The sequence below is a fragment of the Yersinia sp. J1 genome (assembly GCF_050586585.1).
GTDB lineage: Bacteria > Pseudomonadota > Gammaproteobacteria > Enterobacterales > Enterobacteriaceae > Yersinia > Yersinia entomophaga.
Genome location: NZ_JBOBDP010000010.1, coordinates 1 through 19,242 on the forward strand (window position 1 = coordinate 1; position 19,242 = coordinate 19,242).

Sequence of the window (19,242 nt, forward strand, 5' to 3'; positions counted from 1 at the left end):
CATCAAAAAGTGCGGAAATGGATAACTTTTCTACTACTTTTCAGTTAAACAGCCAATACCAGAGTGAAACAGTAGAGTAAAATAGAAGGATAAGAAGTTAGCCAGGACAAATCACCATGCAATTTAACGCCCAACAACAAGCCGCCCAACGCAACCTTTCCTATTTATTAGCTGAAAAGATTGGCCAGCGTATCCTGGCGGGCGAATATATAGCCGGTTCTATACTGCCCGGAGAGATAGAACTAGGCGAACAGTTCGGCGTAAGCCGCACTGCAGTACGTGAAGCGGTTAAAATGTTAGCGGCGAAAGGGATGTTGTTGCCACGGCCACGGATTGGTACGCGCATTATGCCGCAGTCCAACTGGAATTTTCTCGATCAGGAGTTACTCACCTGGTGGATGACCCGTGAAAACTTCGATCAGGTGATGCAGCACTTTATTTTGGTACGAACCGCGTTAGAGCCACAGGCCTGCGCTTTGGCCGCGGTTAACGCTAATCCTGCGCAAAAACAGCAATTGGCTATATTGATGGCAGAAATGCAGGCGCTGCACCGTGAATTTGATCGTGAACGCTGGATTCAGGTGGATACCCAATTTCATCAACTGATCTACGAAGCCAGTGGTAATCCCTTCCTGACTTCGTTCGCCAATTTGTTCAGTTCGGTATATCACAGCTACTTCCGTGCTATTACCGGCGATGAAGTGATAAAGCTGCAACACCACCAATCTATCGTTGATACCATCCTTGCCAGCGACAGTCAGGGTGCCTGCATTGCCTGTCAGGTATTATTACAAGACAAAAACTGACGGAGTGTGTAATCACATGTTATCTATATATAGAAGAGAGGATTGTTAATAACGAATTCCATCAGGAAATAGAATGATTAAATCTGCTCGTAGCATGGCCGGCTTACCCTGGATTGCCGCCATGGCTTTCTTTATGCAGGCGCTGGACGCAACAATATTAAACACAGCCCTTCCCGCGATAGCCGAAAGCCTCAATCGCTCGCCGTTAACTATGCAGTCTGCCATTATCAGCTACACGCTAACCGTCGCTATGCTGATCCCAGTCAGCGGCTGGTTAGCCGATCGCTACGGCACCCGGCGAATTTTTATCATTGCCGTCTCGCTGTTTACCTTTGGCTCTTTATTATGTGCGTTATCAGGTTCCCTCTCATTTCTGGTCGCCTCGCGGGTTATCCAAGGCATTGGCGGCGCCATGATGATGCCAGTCGCGCGACTGGCATTATTACGCGCTTATCCGCGCAGTGAATTACTGCCGGTTCTAAATTTCGTAACCATTCCCGGTTTAGTCGGCCCCATTATGGGCCCCTTGCTGGGTGGCCTGCTGGTGACTTACGCCAGTTGGCATTGGATTTTCATTATCAATATCCCCATTGGCCTGTTAGGCATTTTTTATGCGCTGAAATACATGCCTAATTTCACTATGCCTAAGCGAGCCTTTGATATTAGTGGCTTCCTACTGTTCGGCTTTAGTTTGGTCATGATTTCTATCAGTCTGGAGATGATGGGGAAAGCGGAAGTGTCGGGCTATCTTTCTCCCTCGATGATGCTTGGGGGATTGCTCCTGCTAGTCGGTTATATTTTCCACGCCAAGGGACACCCAAATCCATTAATCGGATTACCTCTATTCAAAACCAGAACGTTCTCCGTCGGGATAGCCGGTAATATCGCTTCCAGATTGGGAACTGGCTGTGTACCTTTCCTGATGCCATTGATGCTACAAGTTGGCTTTGGCTACTCGGCCATCATTGCCGGTTGCATGATGGCGCCGACGGCTATCGGCTCAATGATGGCAAAATCTACCGTGACTCAGGTTTTGCGCTGGTTGGGCTATAGAAAGGTGCTGGTGAGCATTACGTTGATTATTGGCACACTGATTGGATTGTTTTCATTACAAACGCCGGGCATGTCTGTCTGGCTAATGATCGTGCCACTATTCATTTTGGGAATGGCGATGTCTACCCAATTTACGGCCATGAATACCATTACGCTGGCAGACCTGACCGATAACAACGCCAGCTCCGGTAATAGCGTACTGGCCGTCACTCAACAGCTTTCCATCAGCTTTGGCGTCGCTATCAGCGCCGCCGTACTGCGTTTCTACGAGGAATTACCGTTTGGCAATCACATCGACCATTTCCACTACACCTTTATTACCATGGGCGCAGTGACATTGGTTTCATCCCTAGTGTTCTTGCTACTCAAACCTAAAGATGGCGATAACCTGATTAAAGGCCGCAGCGCGCGGAAAAGCAAAGTCTAGCGCTGAGCAACAGAACCACGCTCCACCAGCTCAGGTGTGAGCGTGAGAATCTGCGGTTCTGCAAATGGATTATTCAGACGATGAATTAATGTATCGATGGCCAATTCACCCAAATCATCCTTCGGCTGATGAATAGTCGTAAGCGGCGGCGTCATATAACGGGCGATCTCGATATCATCGTAACCAATAACCGCCATATCCTGCGGGATGGATAATCCAACCTGATGCAACGCCTGATAAACCCCAACTGCCATCGCATCATTACCAGTAAATACTGCTTCCGGCACTTCGGGCAAAGCCAATAACTGCTTCATTGATTCCAAACCACCCGCAAACTCAAAGTCACTGGCAATTTCATATCCAGCCAAGATCGGCAAGCCGGCACGCTTCATCGCCTGACGGTAACCTTCCAGCCGTTCTCTGGCCGGAGTCTTATCCTGTGGTCCGGCGATACAGGCAATGCGTTTATAGCCTTTGGCAATCAGGAAATCCGTGGCCATATCCCCACCTAACAGCGAGTTATCCTGAATGGTGTCGTTCACACCTTCAAAAGGAGCCCAATCCATCATGACAATAGGTAAAGAAGGGTAACAGCGGAGAACATCCTGAGACGGGCGATGATTTTCGGTACACATTAATAGCAAGCCATCAACGCGCTTTTGCAGCAAGGTTTCCATGCTACGGCTCATCCGATCGATATCGCCTTCGGTATTACACAAAATCAGGCTGTAGCCGCGCTCATAGCAACTGCGCTCCACGCCGCGAACTACCTCGGCATAAAACGGGTTGCTGCTGGCCGTAACCAACATGCCAATAGTGCGGGTTTGATTAAGCTTGAGGCTACGCGCCAAAGCCGAAGGGGGCATAATTGAGTTGCTTAATAGCGGCAACGACTTTGTCGCGTACCGCTTCACTGACAAAACGATCTTTGTTGATGACGTGAGAAACCGTCGAGGTAGAAACGCCCGCCAAACGGGCGACATCTTTCATGGTCGCCAAAATTACCTCTGGTTTTGCAAGAAGGCATCAATTTCGGCCCGCCATGGAATGGAGGGTTGTGCGCCAGGGCGAGTCACGGCAATCGCGGCCGCTGCATGAGCAAAACGTATCGCCGATGCCATTTCCTGACCGTCCAATAACGCTGTAAGCAGTGCGCCGTTAAAAGTATCACCGGCGGCAATAGTATCGACCGCATTCACCTTAAAACCCGGCATCAGTTTGCCCTGACCTTGCTGGCTAAGCCATACACCGCGGCTACCCAAGGTGATAATAACCGTCGTAATGCCTTTCTGATGTAATGCCTGAGCCGCCAGATTGGCGTCTTCCTCATTTTCGATATGAATACCTGTCAGGCGCTCGGCCTCGGTTTCATTCGGTGTAATCATATCCACCAGCTGTAATAACTCATCCGGTAGCTCGCGCGCCGGTGCTGGATTCAGAATCACCTGCGTCTGGCTTTCTCTCGCCAGTTTCGCAGCGGCTATCACGGTTTCCAGCGGAGATTCCAGCTGCATCAATACTGCTTGCGCATCAATAATTTGCTGCTGATAACGTTGAAGGTATTCGGGTGTCACGGCAGAATTTGCTCCGGCATTAATGCCGATAACGTTCTCCCCCTCTCCATTGACGAAAATCAGTGCCACACCGGTAGTTTCGCCTGCGATAGCTTCCACCGGCGTGGTATCGATACGGTCTTTAGCCAACTGTTGACGAACGCGTTCACCAATATCATCCTCACCCACACAGGCAATAAATGCGATATCCGCTCCGCTGCGGCCGGCGGCAACCGCCTGATTGGCACCTTTCCCACCGAAAGCAACGTGATACTGCTTCCCGATCACCGTTTCACCCGGACGTGGAAATTGCTCAATATTCAGAATATGGTCAGCATTGATACTGCCAAGAACCACTAGCTTACCTGTTTCCATCGCATCTATTCCTTTGTAGATAACGCCACCGCTAACATTGCATTGCTGCGGCGGCGTGATACCTAAATTCTCTGCTTTTATTGTTTGGTCACTAACTTCAAATCAACCGGGATGATGGCCTGTACTTTTTCGCCTTTCAGCACTTTATCCGCAGTTTGAACCCCGATAGCGCCGATTTGGTCAGGGCGTTGAGCGATAGTTGCACCCAACTTGCCGCCTTCAACCGCTTTGATGCCGTCGTCAGTGCCGTCAAAACCAACCACTAATACATCGGTTTTACCTGCAGTTTGCAATGCACGCAGCGCACCCAGCGCCATTTCATCGTTCTGAGCGAAAACAGCCTGTACCGCTGGATGTGCGGTCAGCAGATTCTGCATCACGTTCAGGCCTTTGGTGCGGTCAAAATCTGCTGGCTGGCTGGCTAACAGTTGGAATTTATGTTGTTCCATCGATTGTTTAAAGCCTTCGCCACGTTCACGAGCAGCGGAAGCACCGGCGATACCTTCCAGTTGAATCACTTTGGCATCGTTACCCAGTTTTTTGGCGATGAAGTCACCGGCCATTTTACCGCCAAAGCGGTTATCGGAAGCGACGTGGCTAACGACTTCGCCTTTAGAAGCCAGACGGTCCAGCGTGATTACCGGAATTTTGGCCTGATTTGCCATTTTAATCGCATTACCCACTGCATCTGAGTCAGTTGGGTTAATCAGTAACAGCTTGGTGCCACGAACCGTCAGATCCTGTACGTTGGCCAACTCTTTCGCCGGGTTGTTCTGTGAATCCAGCACCACCAGGTTATAGCCCAGTTTGTCCGCTTCTTTTTGTGCGCCATCCTTCATTGAAACAAAGAACGGATTATTCAGGGTGGAAACTACCAGCGCGATCGTGTCTTTTGCCAGCGCATTGGCACTCACCGTGGCGCTCAGGGCAACAACAGAGATCAAAGTAGCCAGTTTTTTCATTTTCATGGTCGCAGTTCCTGTAGGGAGAGAGCATCGTTAATTTTGCAGGCGTTATTGTTGCAACGTCGCCTACTGCTTTTTGTTATCTACCAATACCGCCAGCAGGATGACTACTGCTTTAACGATCATTTGGTAATAGGAGGAGACACCCAATAAATTCAAACCGTTATTCAAGAAGCCAAGAATCAGGGCACCGATCAGCGTCCCAACAATGCGTCCTTTGCCTCCCGCCAGACTTGTGCCGCCCAATACCACCGCAGCAATCGCATCCAGTTCATAGCCGGTACCGGCAGTTGGCTGGGCTGAAGATAGACGCGCAACTTCGATAATGCCAGCCAGTGCAGCTAATAAACCACACAGTGAGTAAACAATAATCTTAACTTTATCAACGCTGATACCGGACAAACGGGTGGCAGACTCGTTGCCGCCCAGAGCATAAATGTAACGGCCTAAACGGGTATGGTGCAGCATGTACCAGGCACCGGCAAAAACGATAGCCATCAACCAGATAGGCGTTGGTATCCCTAACGGGCGGCCAATACCGAACCAGCCAAAGGCGTCGGCGGCATCGGTAAATCCGGTATTCACCGGGCTACCGTTGGTATACACCATGGTCACGCCGCGCAATAGCAGCATCATCACCAAAGTGGCGATAAAGGCCTGCACCTTGCCTTTTGCCACGATGACGCCCGTACAGGCACCAACAAAGGCTCCTACCGCCAACGCGGCACCCACGGCCACCAGCGCGTTCATTTCCAATCCGACAATCGATGCCGCGACTGCGCCGGTCAGCGCCAGTAAGGAACCCACGGAAAGATCGATGCCTGACGTCAGGATAACCAACGTCATCCCTACCGCCATAATGGCGTTCACCGAGGTCTGTTGCAGAATATTAAATAGGTTATTTAGCGTGAAGAAATTCGGGCTGAGGGACGAAACCACGGCAATCAGCACCAGCAGCGCAATCAGCGATTTTTGTTCTAGTAGCCACTCTTTGCTGAACCAGCGTTTGGTCTGGATAGTCTGGGAACTCATATCTGATTACTCCTGCTTTGCGCGCTACTACTCATAAATAAATCACGCTTGCCGACGGCGGCTGCCATCAACACTTCTTGAGTGGCCTGTTCAATAGAGAACTCACCGCTTAAATGACCTTCATGCATCACCAGAATTCTGTCGCTCATGCCTATCACCTCTGGCATTTCTGAAGAAACCAGAATGATGCTGAGCCCTTCTTGCTTGAACTGGTTGATTAACTGATAGATCTCTTTTTTCGCCCCTACGTCTACACCGCGGGTAGGTTCATCCAGAATCAAGACTTTAGGTCGAGTCATTAATCCTCGGGCTATCGCCACTTTCTGCTGATTGCCGCCGGACAACAAACCTATAGGCTGTTCCATTGATGGCGTTTTAATATTGAATAAACGAATAAAGTCAGCCACGGCCTGCTGTTCTTCACCATGTTTCAGCGATCCGCCGCTGCGGCTAAAATAACGTAATGCCGTCAGAGACATATTTTCTTTGACCGACATTCCCAACACCAAACCATCACGCTTACGGTCTTCGGAAATATAAACAATGCCGTTAGCCAAACCGTCCTGCGGGGTATGGGTCACCACTTCACGACCATCCAGCATCACATAACCAGATTTACGCGGCAGCGCGCCGTAAATGATTTTCATCAGTTCAGTACGCCCTGCGCCCATTAACCCGGCCACACCGAGGATTTCACCGGCGTGCAGCGTAAAGCTGACGTCGTTCACCCCTGGGCCGCAAAGTTCCTTCACTTGCAAGCGCACATCGCCCAAAGGCAAATTCAGGCGTGGATATTGTTCTTCCAGCTTCCGGCCAACCATCATTTCAATCAATGTGTCTTCTTCCAGCTCGCTTACCGGCTTTTCACCGATAAACTGGCCGTCGCGGAAAACCGTCACATCGTCGCAGATCTCAAAAATCTCTTTCAGACGGTGAGAGATATAGACAATGCCGCGCCCTTCAGCTTTTAACTCGTTGATTACGTTAAATAGCGATGCGGTTTCTGTGTCTGTCAGCGCATCCGTTGGCTCATCCATAATGATGACTTTGGATTCGAAGCTCAGCACCTTGGCAATTTCGACCATTTGCTGATCGCCGATGGAAAGCTCACCGACCAAACGATGGCTGCTATAGCGAATATTCAGGCGGGATAACAGGCGATCCGCTTCGGCATACATCTTTTTCCAATCGATGCCGCCAAAACGGTTAACGAATTCACGACCAAGAAAGATATTCTCGGCAATGGTCAGCTGTGGAATCAGGTTAAGTTCCTGATGAATAATCCCAATACCCGCTTCCTGCGAGGCCTTGGGACCATTGAATACCACTTCCTGACCGAGAAAATGCTGGCTACCGGCATCTTTGGTATAAATGCCCGTCAGCACTTTCATCATCGTCGATTTCCCTGCGCCGTTTTCACCCACCAGCGCCATTACCCGTCCGGGGTAAACACTGAGTGCAGCGCCAGAGAGCGCTTTGACGCCGGGAAAGGCTTTATCAATCCCTTTCAATTGCAGCAAAGGTTGCATAAATGCCTCAGAAAGTTACGCCAGCGCAGAGAATCACGTTCGCAAAAGGTGAACATTCCCCGCTACGGATGACCGCATGGCTATGTTTTGTTTGCTCTTTGAAAGCCTCATGGCTGACATAGTGCAAAGCAATGGAGTTTCCCTGGTGTTGCTCAAGTTGTTTAAGTTGTGTCAGCAAAGCTTCATGGAGCTGCGGATTATTCTTCGCGATCTCTTCCGCCAAAATAGCGCTTTCTACCTGCATTTCCTGCGTCACCACCGACAGCACCTGGAGGAAGCCAGGTACACCCTGTGTTAGCGCCAAATCGATGCGGGTGGTACTGGCCGGAATCGGCAGCCCAGCATCCGCTATGACGATTTGATCCGTATGACCTAATCGGGAGATAACCGCGGAAATATCAGAATTCAGTAATACGCCTTTTTTCATTTTTTGCTCCGACAGCGAAACGTTTCGCTGATGGATAAGTTTAAAAAAAAGACAGCAGAAGGCAAACCTAATGTGGTGAATTTGTGATCGCCATCGAAACGTTTCGCTGCACTATTAAACAAGGATGAATAAACTGGCTAAATACTTCGGGAAAATAAGTGGTAGGGAAAATCTGCGGATAAAAAGTCAGTGCGTATCAGTACAAGAAGTAAAAAGGCCGTCGGAATGACGGCCTTAGTAACTAGATTTCTACCTGAGTTCCCAGTTCAATCACCCTATTAGGCGGGATTTCGAACTGATCCGGCGCGCGCAGAGCGTTGCGGCTCAGAGCCATAAACAGTTTACCGCGCAGGAACAAATACCAAGGCCGTTTCGACAATATTAACGACTCGTGGGACATAAAGAAGGAGGTTTCCATCATCTGGCAAGGCAGCCCTTCCAGACCGCAGCGGTGGAAGATTTCCTCCACGTTCGGCGTTTCTCGCCAGCCGTAGCTGGCCACCACACGCCAGAAGGTCGGTGAGAGCTGCTCAATTGTCACACGGCGAACGTTGTGTACATAAGGCGCGTCTTCAGTGCGCAGAGTCAGCAATACCACGCGATCATGCAGCACTTTATTGTGTTTGAGGTTATGTAATAGCGCGAAAGGAATCACATTCACGGCACGCGACATATATACCGCCGTACCTGAAACCCGCACCGGTGGCGATTTCTCTAGTGAGGCGATCATCGCTTCCAGAGAATTACCGTGCTCATGCATCCGACGTAGTAAGCTGAAACGCTCGCTTTTCCAGGTGGTCATGATGATGAACATCACCAGACCCAGCGTCAGAGGTAACCAACCGCCGGAGAACAGCTTCAAGGCGTTGGCGGAGAACATCGGGATATCGATGATCAGTAATATCATCAATAAGCAGGCTACGAATACCCGATTCCAGTGCCAGTTTTTCAGCGCCACGGTGCAGAACAGAATACTGGTCAATACCATGGTGCCGGTAACGGCAATACCGTAGGCCGCGGCCAGATTACTGGAACGTTCGAAGCCGATAATCACCAATACTACGGCGATATATAGCGTCCAGTTAATTACGGGAATATAGATCTGGCCAGACTCCATTTCTGAAGTATGGATAATGCGCATTGGTGGTAAATAGCCTAAACGCACCGCCTGACGAGTCAGGGAGAATACGCCAGAAATCACGGCCTGCGAGGCAATAACCGTCGCTAACGTTGCCAGAACCAACAATGGAATCAGCGCCCAATCGGGAGCTAGCAGGAAGAAGGGGTTTTTTATCGCTTCCGGATTTTTCAGCAACAGTGCGCCCTGACCAAAGTAGTTCAGCACCAACGAAGGCAGCACCACGGTGAACCAGGCTAGACGAATAGGGAATTTACCGAAATGCCCCATATCCGCATACAGTGCCTCTACGCCGGTAATTGCCAGCACTACCGCACCTAAGGCAAAGAAAGAAACCGTTTTGTATTCCGCAAAGAAGGCCAGCGCCCACTTAGGATTCATCGCATTGAGCACTTCCGGGTTATCCATAATGCCCCGAATACCCAGCACCGCTAACGTCAGGAACCAAACTAACATGACCGGCGCAAAGAGTTTGCCCACGCTACCGGTACCGTGTTTTTGAATGACAAACAATAAAGTCAGAACGGCAATTGAACAGGGAACGATATAAGGATCGAGGGCGGGGGCGGCTATTTCCAAACCTTCTATCGCCGACATCACCGAGATCGCGGGAGTGATCACGACCTCGCCATAGAAAAAACTGCCGCCTATCAGGCCAAGTATGACCAATATCGACGTTGCGCGGGAGGACGTGTTTCTGCCGGCCAGAGACATCAGGGTTAAAATCCCGCCTTCACCGGCGTTATCGGCTCGCATCACATAGGTAAGATACTTTAGCGAGACAATCAGGATTAACATCCAGAATATCAGAGAGAGAAAACCAAATACGACGTCAGGACGCACGTCAAAACCATAATGACCAGAAAAACATTCTCTTAAGGTATAAAGAGGACTGGTACCAATATCACCGTACACTACCCCTATTGCTGCCAGGGTTACTGCCGATAAAGATCGTTTATGTTCTGTGCTCATAATTTGTTTCTTTTTGCTAGAACATCCATAAGCTGATGCGTGCGTTTAAGAACCCAACCGACGGTTCTCTGTCCCTTGACGCTCACCAAAAGGCGCACAGTATGCACGATTTAAACTGATTGCCTACCCTTAAATCGGGAGATAAAGAAGGCAATAAATGATGAGGTAAGCATCATCAATAACATAAAAATTTTACTAATCAAGAAGCTATAACATTAAAAAAAGTGGTTTAATCTCTACCTCTTGGGTAAAAATCAGTTCACGCATCGACCGTTTAGGATAATTATGGCGCAATCAACGCAATTAGCAGACAGAATATCCCGTTTAAGTAATGCGCTGGAAACCGGACTGTATGAAAGGCAGGAAGCGATACGCTTATGCCTGCTCGCCGCGTTGAGCGGAGAAAGCGTGTTTTTACTTGGCCCACCTGGAATTGCTAAAAGTCTGATTGCCCGTCGCCTGAAGTTTGCCTTCCGTAATGCCAGGGCTTTTGAATACCTGATGACGCGTTTTTCAACGCCGGAAGAGGTCTTTGGCCCGCTATCCATTCAGGCACTGAAAGAAGAGGGGCGTTACCAGCGAATGACCCACGGTTATTTGCCGGAAGCGGAAATCGTTTTTCTGGATGAAATCTGGAAAGCTGGCCCGGCGATTCTGAATACTTTGCTGACAGCGATTAACGAACGGCGTTTTCGCAACGGTGACAAAGAAGAAAGCATTCCAATGCGTCTGTTGGTTACGGCATCCAACGAACTGCCCGATGCCGATAGCAGTTTGGAGGCTCTTTATGACCGTATGCTAATTCGCCTGTGGTTAGATCGAGTGCAGGAAAAACAAAACTTCCGCTCATTGCTATTAACGCGTCAAAACGAAAACCATAATCCGGTGGCGGAAAATCTTAGTATCACCGATGAAGAGTTTCATCAGTGGCAGCCACAGATAGATAAAATTACGCTGCCAGATAATTGTTTCGAACTTATTTTTCAATTACGTCAACGCTTAGGTGCCTTAGAGCAGGCGCCTTATGTTTCTGATCGACGTTGGAAAAAAGCCCTGCGCTTGCTGCAAGCCAGCGCCTTTTTCAGCGGTCGCGATGCCATTGCGCCTATCGATATGATTTTACTGAAAGATTGCCTGTGGCATGACCTTAACTCTCTCAAACTACTCCAGCAGCAGTTGGAACAACTGTTATGTGAGCAAAGCTATCAGCAACAGCTGCTTATCACTCAGCTCCAACATATTCAGGCTCAATGGCTGCAACATCAGCAACAGCAAAGCGATCGGCAAGCGCTCACGTTGATAAAGCAAAGCGGCATATTCAGCCGTAAGCCCCAATATTCTTTGCCAGAAAATCTGACCGATGCAACTTTGACATTTTTCCTACAAAAACCGCTGAATTTGCACGATATTCAAGTCAATCATCTGCAAATCGAGCGGGACGCTCTGGTGCAATGGCTAAACAAAGGCGGCGTGCTGCGTGCCAAACTGAATGGCGTCGGTTTCGCACAGAGCATTGATGCCGAAATTGACGACCGCCAGCACCTGGTTATTTTGGACGTTAGTCGTCAGGGCGCGGTTGTTTCTCTGCCGGGTGAATCCGCCGGAGCTGTACCAGAATCGTTATTAACTCAAATGAGTGAGTTGGAAATTCGTCTCTCAGAACAACGCAGACAGTTTAGCCAGCACCAACCCTGCCTGTTCACACCTTCAAGCTGGCTGGCGAAAATTGAAGCCAGCTTGCTACAAGTTGCTGAGCAGGTGAAACAGCAACACCAAAAAATGCGTGGGCAATAGCCGTGCTCAGCTTGGCAACGTTGGATATGCTGCTGTCTATCAGTGAAAACCAACTGATAGATGAACTGGTGATCGGTCTGTTGGCCGCGCCACAGCTGGCTATTTTCTTTGAGAAGTTCCCTCGAATGAAACGCGCCCTGATGAAAGATATTCCCGGCTGGAAACTCAAACTGCAGCAACGAATTCAGGAAGCAAAGGTGCCACCGGCGCTGGCGAACGAATTTACGCTCTATCAGCGCTGCCAACTTCAGGACAGCGTGACCTTTTATCAGCAGGTTTGGGAAGTGGCGGAAAATATGGAGAAGATCCATTCTCCTTTCGCGACTCAGGCGCGATCCATGCTGGAAGCCGCCGATCTGGCCAATAATCCTCCCCACGGCGATAGCCTGCAAACGCTGTTTTTACAACGCTGGCGCATTAGTTTAACGGTACAAACCGTTACGCTGCACCACCAGCTGTTAGAACAGGAACGTGAGCAGCTACTGGCCGAATTGCAGCAGCGGCTGGCGCTGACCGGCGCCTTGGAGCCGATACTGGCAGATAACGACACCGCCGCAGGCAGACTGTGGGATATGAGTCAGGGACAATTACAGCGCGGGGATTATCAGTTATTACTGCAGTACGGTGATTTTTTGCAGCAACAGCCGGAATTACAAAAACTGGCCGAACAGTTGGGGCGTAGCCGTTCAGCTAAGGCATTACCGACGCCAGATGCTCGCTTCGAACCTTACTCAGTGATGGTGCGAATGCCAGACGCCGTGCCTGAGGAAGTCAGTGGTATTCATCAAAGTAATGACATTCTACGTTTACTGCCGACCGAACTGGTGATGCTAGGCATGAGCGAGCTGGAATTCGAGTTTTACCGTCGCCTGTTGGAACGCCGCTTGCTGACTTATCGGCTACAGGGCGATGCCTGGCAAGAACAGCAGTTACAGCGGCCGGTCAGTTTGAAAAATAGCGATCAACAGCCGCGCGGCCCTTTTATTGTCTGCGTAGATACTTCCGGATCGATGGGCGGATTCAATGAACAGTGCGCTAAAGCCTTTTGCCTGGCGTTGCTACGCATCGCGTTGGAAGACAACCGCCGTTGCTACATTATGTTATTCGCGACAGAAATCATTCACTACGAGCTCTCCGCGTCCAGCGGACTCGAACAGGCAATTCGCTTCCTCAGCCAGCGTTTTCGCGGTGGAACAGATCTGGCAGCCTGCTTATCCGCAACGCTGACCAAAATGGACGACAGAGAATGGTATGACGCCGACGCGGTGATTATTTCCGATTTTGTGGCGCAGCGATTGCCGGAAGAATTAATCCGACGCATCAAAATCCAACAGCAAGCACACCAACATCGTTTCCATGCGGTTGCGATGTCAGCCTATGGCAAGCCAGGAATCATGCGGATATTCGACCATATCTGGCGCTTTGATACCGGATTAAAAAGTCGCCTGATGCGCCGCTGGCAGCGTTAATCGACGTATATTCTTAATTCAGCAATCCGGCACCGACGTTTATCGACAGCCCCAGAATCGTCATATTAAAAATAAAAGATAAAACCGACTGAAGCAAAACGATACGGCGAACATCTGAGCTGCCGATAGACACATCGGCCGTTTGCGACGCCACGCTGATGGTAAAGGTGAAATAAAGGAAATCCCAATAAGTAGGTTTGGTGATATCCCCGGGGAAAATCAGCGGCAGCGTTTTTTCTGGTATTGGCCTTTCCAGATAAAAAAGATGGGCATAGTGCATGGTAAAAGCGGTTGGCAACAGCAACCAGGACACAAATAACGTAGTTCCCGTTAGCAACAGATTCAGCGCCTTCATCCCATCGGATAACGTATTGGCTTTGCTCAGAGCAAACAGAATCACCAGAATACTGACCAAACAGGCCATAGAGACAATAGCCAGCACGGCGCTGGCGCTTTGATCCTGAACTTTGGCTACCAGCCTGACCTGCGTCGACTCAGTGCGTAACATCAGCAACCACAGGCAAATCAGATATATCCACGCCCCTAGATTCCAGCTAGCCATCAAACGGAACAGAACGCTCAAATCAGACGGCAATACTAAAAAGCTGACTACGCCAGCGCCGACGGAAAGCAAAAAACGCGGACGAGCATGTAAATAGTGGCGAATAGCGTGTGATAGAGCCATAGCGAGCATTTAACCTTCCATGTTGTTTATATGGTTTTTAAATCTCTAACTATGATGAGGATAGGCGATAAATAAGAAAGCAGACTGAAACTGCCTCCAACCAGATAACAAACAGCCCGGAAATGACGCTGGTGGTAATAACCGGGCTGATTTTCTCTATATATTGATATTGGTTTTCACTATAGAGAAGTAATGATGATGAAACAGAGCAGACTATTTTTTCCTGCAATAGCCTGAACCTGCGGCTTACTCATTAAATGTCAGATTATATCCGCGTTGATCCATCAGTTTTTTATCTTTGCCGAACCCCATTTTGGCGCGAACGCCGCCCAACAACTCTTTATAGCGGAATATTTCGGTAGCGCGGTCAGCTAGATAGCTATCATCGGGATCGATTTCCAACCCGCGTTCCAGCCAGACTTTCGCCAGATAGCTGTTACGATTACATCCTGCGCCCAAATGAAATGCCAGCGCATAATAACCGGCAGCAAAGACGCGGTTTGGCTCTTCTTCATCACTCCACAGCGCAGGCAGCACAACGTCGAGACAGAGTTCCATATCATATTGAATATCGCTAAACATCAATAATGTCGCTAATCGACGCGCCGAACGTTCCCATACGTCTCGGCGCACATTCGGCGTATTCATGGCATTTAGCAGTAATGCTCTAGCCTGCTGATACTGCTCTGGGCTGAGTTGCTCATTATCTTCAATAATTTCATAGGCCAAATTGTACTGACAGGTCGCGTCGCCGCCGTCTGCGGCTCGTTCCATCCAGTACGTCCTTAATTCGCTATTTTTATAGGCTTCCATATCACGGCCATTCTGGCGGGATAACACACCGGCGTAGACGTCTGATAACGTCGCCATTGCCGAAGTGTCGCCCCACTCGCAGGCCTGTTGTAGCAGATATATTCCAGCCTCTTCAGATACCGAACCAAACAGGTTCGCAGCGGCTTGCCCGACATCCACATCTTCAGAGTCCAGATGTGCTGCTCGAGCCAATAACCTCTGATGATTAAACTGGCCTTTCTTTATGCCGTACAGACCGAATTTACTGGCGATCCCCGCCAACATCACCGCGTATTTATCGTTTCCCCATAGTTGTAACCGTTCCAACCATTGCGGTAATAAATTATGGCTATCATTGATATTCGCGAAATTAATGCAGCTCATCAATGTATCCAGCCCCGTTTGCGGATTGGCTATAGCTGGGTTGATTTGCCAGGCTTGCACTAACAGATCGTAACAACGCTGCATTTTTTCCGGCTGCCAGACACCGTCCTGATTACCATAATAAGCGAGGAAATTAGCATATTGATACAACAGTCTCGCACGCTGATCTTCTTCAAGATCCAACGCTAACAGTTGCTCAAACGCATCACAGCAGTAAGCAATATCGTCGGTTTGCTCTTTATCAGGGAAATAAATGGAATAACCGAGGAAATCCCAAGCCTTGGTGACCCAAAGAAGATTGAGGTTTTGCTCGCTGAGTTCGGCACAAACCGGCCCTTCGATAAATTCAGCCATTTGCTCATGGCTCCCGCCCCAACGCGGATAAAGGAAGTAAAGATATTCATTGCGAACGCCGACGTCCTGAGGACGAATAGCCAAGGTCGCGTTGAGCCAATAGGTTTTAACATTCTCAGACCGACGGGCAGGAAGACTCCCAGGCAATGCCTGTGGAATAGACGCCAAATCGCCGCCTTCAGCCAACAGACGACGTAGACCCGCTTCCCATACCTCCGACTCGGTTTCAGCCTGGAGTTGCACGTAATTTGTTGGTTCATGCCCATGAGCCAAATCGTATAACCACTGCGGCTCGCCCAGATACGCGGTTAAACGTAACATCCGACGCAATGCGTAAGCCGGGCGCTCATGCAGCGAAATAGCCCGCAGATAGGAGATCAGCCCTAAATCACGCGCGAGTTGAGCGCCAACCCAGCGATCGTTAGAGACGTATTCTCCGCCGTTGGAGGTACGAATCCGCGCCGCCGCTGCCTCCCAATAACAGCCATGCAGCAAACGCCCGTGATAAGACATGGGCTTGTGTTTAATCCAGGCATTCAGGTTTGAAAGCGTGTCTGTAGCAACCTCAGCCGGATCGAAAAAAGTGCTAATGATCCAATCATAATCAAAGGGTTGAGAAGAACTATCCAGCCAACGCTGAGCTGAGGCATCCAGCAGAGAATCAAGCTCATCAAATTGATGGGAAGCCAGTAATAAGCGTAAATGTTCACGTTGTTCTATATATGGAGCAAGGGAGCGGAAGGTGGATGCCATCTTCGTCAATTTCCTTATTTGCCTTAGCGCAGGAAAGGGCATCTGAGCGTCAGGTCGACTGTATATAAGATATAAGTTCCAGAATCGCAGAAACTATCGGCATAGCCGAACTATTCTTTATTGCCTCGGCGAATAAGTGATTAAAAAGGCAAGAGATTGAAGTAGCAATAGACAGTTAGAAGATAAAAAAGAGGAAACTATAATAGGGACGAAGAACACCCTGACAGGAAACAAAATAGATAACCCGGCGATAACGCCGGGCTGCCTGATAATTCTATCGGTTAAAGCTACGCCTAATTACAGCAGGCCTTCTACTTTGTCGCAGATTTCCGGGCCCCAGACGCCGCACTGAACCTGACCGATATGGTGCTGTTGCAGCAGTAACATCACTAAACGGGATTGACCAATACCGCCGCCGATAGTCTGAGGCATTTCACCGCGCAGCAGTGACTGATGCCATTCCAGTTTCAGGCGATCTTCATCTGCGGTCAGCGCCAGCTGGCGTTTCAGCGTTTCGGCATCCACACGGATACCCATGGAAGAAATCTCAAACGCATCTTCCAGAACGGGGTTCCAGACAATAATGTCACCGTTCAGACCAGCAAAGCCTTCAGCGCTCGGCGACGTCCAGTCATCATAATCCGGTGCACGAACGTCGTGAGATTGACCGTCTGCCAACTTGCCACCGATACCAATCAGGAATACGGCACCTAACTCTTTAGCAATCGCACGTTCACGGCCTTTAGCATCCAGATCCGGGAAGCGAGCGCGTAGGGATTCGCTGTGTACGAAATGAATCTGCTCAGGCAAGAAAGGCTTGATACCAAACTCTTCGCTCACTGCGGCTTCTGTTTCTTTAATAGCAGTGTAAATCTTGTTAACCGTGGATTTCAGGTAAGCCAGGTTGCGCTCGCCGTCACCCATCACGCGTTCCCAATCCCACTGATCCACATAAACGGAGTGAATAGCGCTAAGACGATCTTCATCAGGACGCAAAGCTTTCATGTGAGTGTACAGACCCTGATCGGCACCGAAATCGAAACGACCTAAGGTTTTACGTTTCCATTTAGCCAAAGAGTGAACCACTTCAAAAGTCGCATCAGGCAGGCTTTTCACTTTTACCTGAACCGCTTTCTCAGAACCAGACAAGTTATCCTGAGTACCATCACCCACGCGGCTAAGAATAGGAGCCTGTACTTCAATCAGACCCAGTTGTTGTTCCAACTGACGAGAAAAGAAGGATTTTACGAAGCTGATTTGTTGCTGTTTCTGGATAAATTGTTTTTTCATGGCTGTTTTCTCAATGCTTGATTATCAGGATGCCGTTTGGCTTGACATCGATTAAGCAACAGAACAGACCTATAATTCAATATCCAATAACTAATATTGCCTTTTCACTTTTAATCATTCATTTTTTATCGGTTAAATACGCATTATCGATAAAAACAGGGGGTAAATATGAGCGAAATATATCAGATCGATAATCTCGATCGCGGCATCCTGAACGCATTAATGGAAAATGCACGGACACCTTATGCCGAATTAGCCAAAAACTTTGCCGTTAGCCCAGGCACTATTCATGTTCGGGTCGAGAAAATGAAGCAGGCGGGCATCATTACCGCGGCTTGCGTTCACGTTGACCCAAAACGGTTGGGATATGATGTGTGTTGTTTTATCGGCATTATTTTAAAAAGTGCCAAAGACTACCCCTCAGCGCTGAAAAAACTGGAGAGCCTGGAAGAGGTCGTAGAAGCCTATTACACCACTGGGCACTACAGCGTGTTTATTAAAGTCATGTGTCGATCCATTGATGCGCTGCAACAGGTACTTATCAACAAGATCCAGACTATTGATGAGATCCAGTCTACCGAGACGTTAATTTCACTACAGAACCCCATTATGCGTACCATCGTGCCATAATGAAGAAATAACTATACCCATATTGTCCACAGGTAGATCCCAGCTGATTCACAGAGTACAATACCGCCTCTTTACTTTGGTTGGGTTGTTTATGGCTGATATTACGTTGATCAGTGGCAGCACTCTTGGCAGCGCAGAGTATGTCGCTGAGCATTTGGCTGAGAAGCTGGAAGAAGCGGGTTTCTCCACTGAAACTTTGCATGGCCCGGAATTAGATGAATTAACGCCGCAAGGCCTGTGGCTGGTGGTGACCTCGACTCATGGAGCGGGTGATCTACCAGACAATCTTCAGCCTTTGCTTGAACAAATCGAGCAACAACAACCCGACTTATCTCAGGTTCGCTTTGGAGCCGTTGGTCTTGGCAGTTCCGAGTACGACACTTTTTGCGGTGCGATCCGCTCTCTTGATCAACAGTTGATCGCAAAAGGGGCTAAACGGATCGGTGAAATACTCGAGATCGACGTCACTCAACATGAGATTCCTGAGGATCCAGCTGAGGAATGGGTTAAAAAGTGGATTAATTTACTCTAATTCGCTCAAAGATCACGCGAACGATTGTGGATAACTATGCTTATAAGCAGGGTAAAACCGGTAGTTATCCCTATAACAACCTTCGTACGTATTGTGACCTGTGCATAACATGGCATTTAGATCCCAGCTTATACGCAATAGGATCACCGATCATGCACAGCAAACGATCCTCCTTAATCCCATGATCTTATTTGTGAATAATCACTTATCCACAGATGATCGCGATCCTAATAGAAGATCTAATAAAGAGATCTTTAAATAAAAAGATCTTCTTTTAATTAA

Annotated in this window: 15 protein-coding genes and 1 pseudogene; 6 read left to right on the top strand and 10 right to left on the bottom strand. The window is 48.9% G+C overall.

The genetic code is table 11. The features are described 5' to 3' along the window. The first annotated feature begins 116 nt into the window (after positions 1–116). The gene (locus ACQ4OC_RS13835) at positions 117–806 is read left to right on the top strand and encodes a FadR/GntR family transcriptional regulator (RefSeq protein ID WP_064514670.1); all 690 of its coding nucleotides are present in this window, start codon (positions 117–119) and stop codon (positions 804–806) included. Positions 807–879: 73 nt separating this feature from the next. Continuing rightward, a complete protein-coding gene (gene mdtD, locus ACQ4OC_RS13840; protein ID WP_064516019.1) occupies positions 880–2,286 on the top strand; it encodes a multidrug transporter subunit MdtD in 1,407 nt (468 codons plus the stop codon). On the opposite strand, the pseudogene rbsR reads toward mdtD, so the two are convergent. The 7 genes and pseudogenes from rbsR to kup form a co-directional block, all read right to left on the bottom strand. Beyond that, a pseudogene (gene rbsR, locus ACQ4OC_RS13845) lies at positions 2,283–3,285 on the bottom strand (ribose operon transcriptional repressor RbsR). The gene mdtD and the pseudogene rbsR overlap by 4 nt on opposite strands. 2 nt (positions 3,286–3,287) lie before the next feature. After that, positions 3,288–4,214: a ribokinase gene (gene rbsK / locus ACQ4OC_RS13850; protein ID WP_430971275.1), complete on the bottom strand. Its 927-nt coding sequence runs from the start codon at positions 4,212–4,214 to the stop codon at positions 3,288–3,290. 77 nt (positions 4,215–4,291) lie between these two features. Beyond that, entirely contained in the window at positions 4,292–5,182 is an 891-nt protein-coding gene (gene rbsB, locus ACQ4OC_RS13855; protein ID WP_064516014.1) for a ribose ABC transporter substrate-binding protein RbsB, read from the bottom strand. A gap of 63 nt (positions 5,183–5,245) precedes the next feature. Further along, the gene (gene rbsC, locus ACQ4OC_RS13860; RefSeq protein ID WP_064516012.1) at positions 5,246–6,211 is read right to left on the bottom strand and encodes a ribose ABC transporter permease; all 966 of its coding nucleotides are present in this window, start codon (positions 6,209–6,211) and stop codon (positions 5,246–5,248) included. Further along, positions 6,208–7,740, bottom strand: coding sequence for a ribose ABC transporter ATP-binding protein RbsA (gene rbsA, locus ACQ4OC_RS13865; RefSeq protein WP_064516010.1), 1,533 nt, complete (start codon positions 7,738–7,740; stop codon positions 6,208–6,210). Before rbsA ends, rbsC begins: the two co-directional genes overlap by 4 nt. A gap of 7 nt (positions 7,741–7,747) precedes the next feature. Then, positions 7,748–8,167, bottom strand: coding sequence for a D-ribose pyranase (rbsD, locus tag ACQ4OC_RS13870; protein ID WP_049597449.1), 420 nt, complete (start codon positions 8,165–8,167; stop codon positions 7,748–7,750). Positions 8,168–8,408: 241 nt separating this feature from the next. Continuing rightward, positions 8,409–10,277, bottom strand: coding sequence for a low affinity potassium transporter Kup (gene kup / locus ACQ4OC_RS13875; protein ID WP_064516007.1), 1,869 nt, complete (start codon positions 10,275–10,277; stop codon positions 8,409–8,411). A 285-nt stretch (positions 10,278–10,562) separates the two neighbouring features. Between kup and ravA the strand changes: the two genes are divergently transcribed. Continuing rightward, positions 10,563–12,071, top strand: coding sequence for an ATPase RavA (ravA, locus tag ACQ4OC_RS13880; protein ID WP_120806543.1), 1,509 nt, complete (start codon positions 10,563–10,565; stop codon positions 12,069–12,071). Between the two features lie 2 nt (positions 12,072–12,073). Then, the gene (gene viaA, locus ACQ4OC_RS13885; protein ID WP_064516002.1) at positions 12,074–13,540 is read left to right on the top strand and encodes an ATPase RavA stimulator ViaA; all 1,467 of its coding nucleotides are present in this window, start codon (positions 12,074–12,076) and stop codon (positions 13,538–13,540) included. Between the two features lie 13 nt (positions 13,541–13,553). Here the strand turns inward: viaA and ACQ4OC_RS13890 are convergent, their stop codons facing one another. From ACQ4OC_RS13890 to asnA, 3 genes are all read right to left on the bottom strand, one after another. Next, positions 13,554–14,225: a DUF1345 domain-containing protein gene (locus tag ACQ4OC_RS13890; protein WP_064518415.1), complete on the bottom strand. Its 672-nt coding sequence runs from the start codon at positions 14,223–14,225 to the stop codon at positions 13,554–13,556. A 246-nt stretch (positions 14,226–14,471) separates the two neighbouring features. After that, positions 14,472–16,508, bottom strand: coding sequence for a DUF4034 domain-containing protein (locus ACQ4OC_RS13895; protein WP_120806542.1), 2,037 nt, complete (start codon positions 16,506–16,508; stop codon positions 14,472–14,474). A 297-nt stretch (positions 16,509–16,805) separates the two neighbouring features. Further along, positions 16,806–17,798 carry an aspartate--ammonia ligase gene (asnA, locus tag ACQ4OC_RS13900; protein WP_430971276.1) on the bottom strand — a complete coding sequence of 331 codons (993 nt, stop codon included), beginning with the start codon at positions 17,796–17,798 and terminating at the stop codon, positions 16,806–16,808. A 168-nt stretch (positions 17,799–17,966) separates the two neighbouring features. Between asnA and asnC the strand changes: the two genes are divergently transcribed. Both asnC and mioC read left to right on the top strand, forming a co-directional pair. Further along, positions 17,967–18,428 carry a transcriptional regulator AsnC gene (gene asnC, locus ACQ4OC_RS13905; RefSeq protein ID WP_064515996.1) on the top strand — a complete coding sequence of 154 codons (462 nt, stop codon included), beginning with the start codon at positions 17,967–17,969 and terminating at the stop codon, positions 18,426–18,428. Positions 18,429–18,519: 91 nt separating this feature from the next. Continuing rightward, the gene (gene mioC / locus ACQ4OC_RS13910; RefSeq protein WP_064515994.1) at positions 18,520–18,960 is read left to right on the top strand and encodes an FMN-binding protein MioC; all 441 of its coding nucleotides are present in this window, start codon (positions 18,520–18,522) and stop codon (positions 18,958–18,960) included. Positions 18,961–19,242: the final 282 nt, after the last annotated feature.

Excerpts from the sequence above, each read along its gene's own strand:
- ACQ4OC_RS13835 (WP_064514670.1), top strand. The coding sequence starts at position 117 with ATGCAATTTAACGCCCAACAACAAGCCGCCCAACGCAACCTTTCCTAT.
- mdtD (WP_064516019.1), top strand. The coding sequence starts at position 880 with ATGATTAAATCTGCTCGTAGCATGGCCGGCTTACCCTGGATTGCCGCC.
- rbsK (WP_430971275.1), bottom strand. The coding sequence starts at position 4,214 with ATGGAAACAGGTAAGCTAGTGGTTCTTGGCAGTATCAATGCTGACCAT.
- rbsB (WP_064516014.1), bottom strand. The coding sequence starts at position 5,182 with ATGAAAATGAAAAAACTGGCTACTTTGATCTCTGTTGTTGCCCTGAGC.
- rbsC (WP_064516012.1), bottom strand. The coding sequence starts at position 6,211 with ATGAGTTCCCAGACTATCCAGACCAAACGCTGGTTCAGCAAAGAGTGG.
- rbsA (WP_064516010.1), bottom strand. The coding sequence starts at position 7,740 with ATGCAACCTTTGCTGCAATTGAAAGGGATTGATAAAGCCTTTCCCGGC.
- rbsD (WP_049597449.1), bottom strand. The coding sequence starts at position 8,167 with ATGAAAAAAGGCGTATTACTGAATTCTGATATTTCCGCGGTTATCTCC.
- kup (WP_064516007.1), bottom strand. The coding sequence starts at position 10,277 with ATGAGCACAGAACATAAACGATCTTTATCGGCAGTAACCCTGGCAGCA.
- ravA (WP_120806543.1), top strand. The coding sequence starts at position 10,563 with ATGGCGCAATCAACGCAATTAGCAGACAGAATATCCCGTTTAAGTAAT.
- ACQ4OC_RS13890 (WP_064518415.1), bottom strand. The coding sequence starts at position 14,225 with ATGGCTCTATCACACGCTATTCGCCACTATTTACATGCTCGTCCGCGT.
- ACQ4OC_RS13895 (WP_120806542.1), bottom strand. The coding sequence starts at position 16,508 with ATGGCATCCACCTTCCGCTCCCTTGCTCCATATATAGAACAACGTGAA.
- asnA (WP_430971276.1), bottom strand. The coding sequence starts at position 17,798 with ATGAAAAAACAATTTATCCAGAAACAGCAACAAATCAGCTTCGTAAAA.
- asnC (WP_064515996.1), top strand. The coding sequence starts at position 17,967 with ATGAGCGAAATATATCAGATCGATAATCTCGATCGCGGCATCCTGAAC.
- mioC (WP_064515994.1), top strand. The coding sequence starts at position 18,520 with ATGGCTGATATTACGTTGATCAGTGGCAGCACTCTTGGCAGCGCAGAG.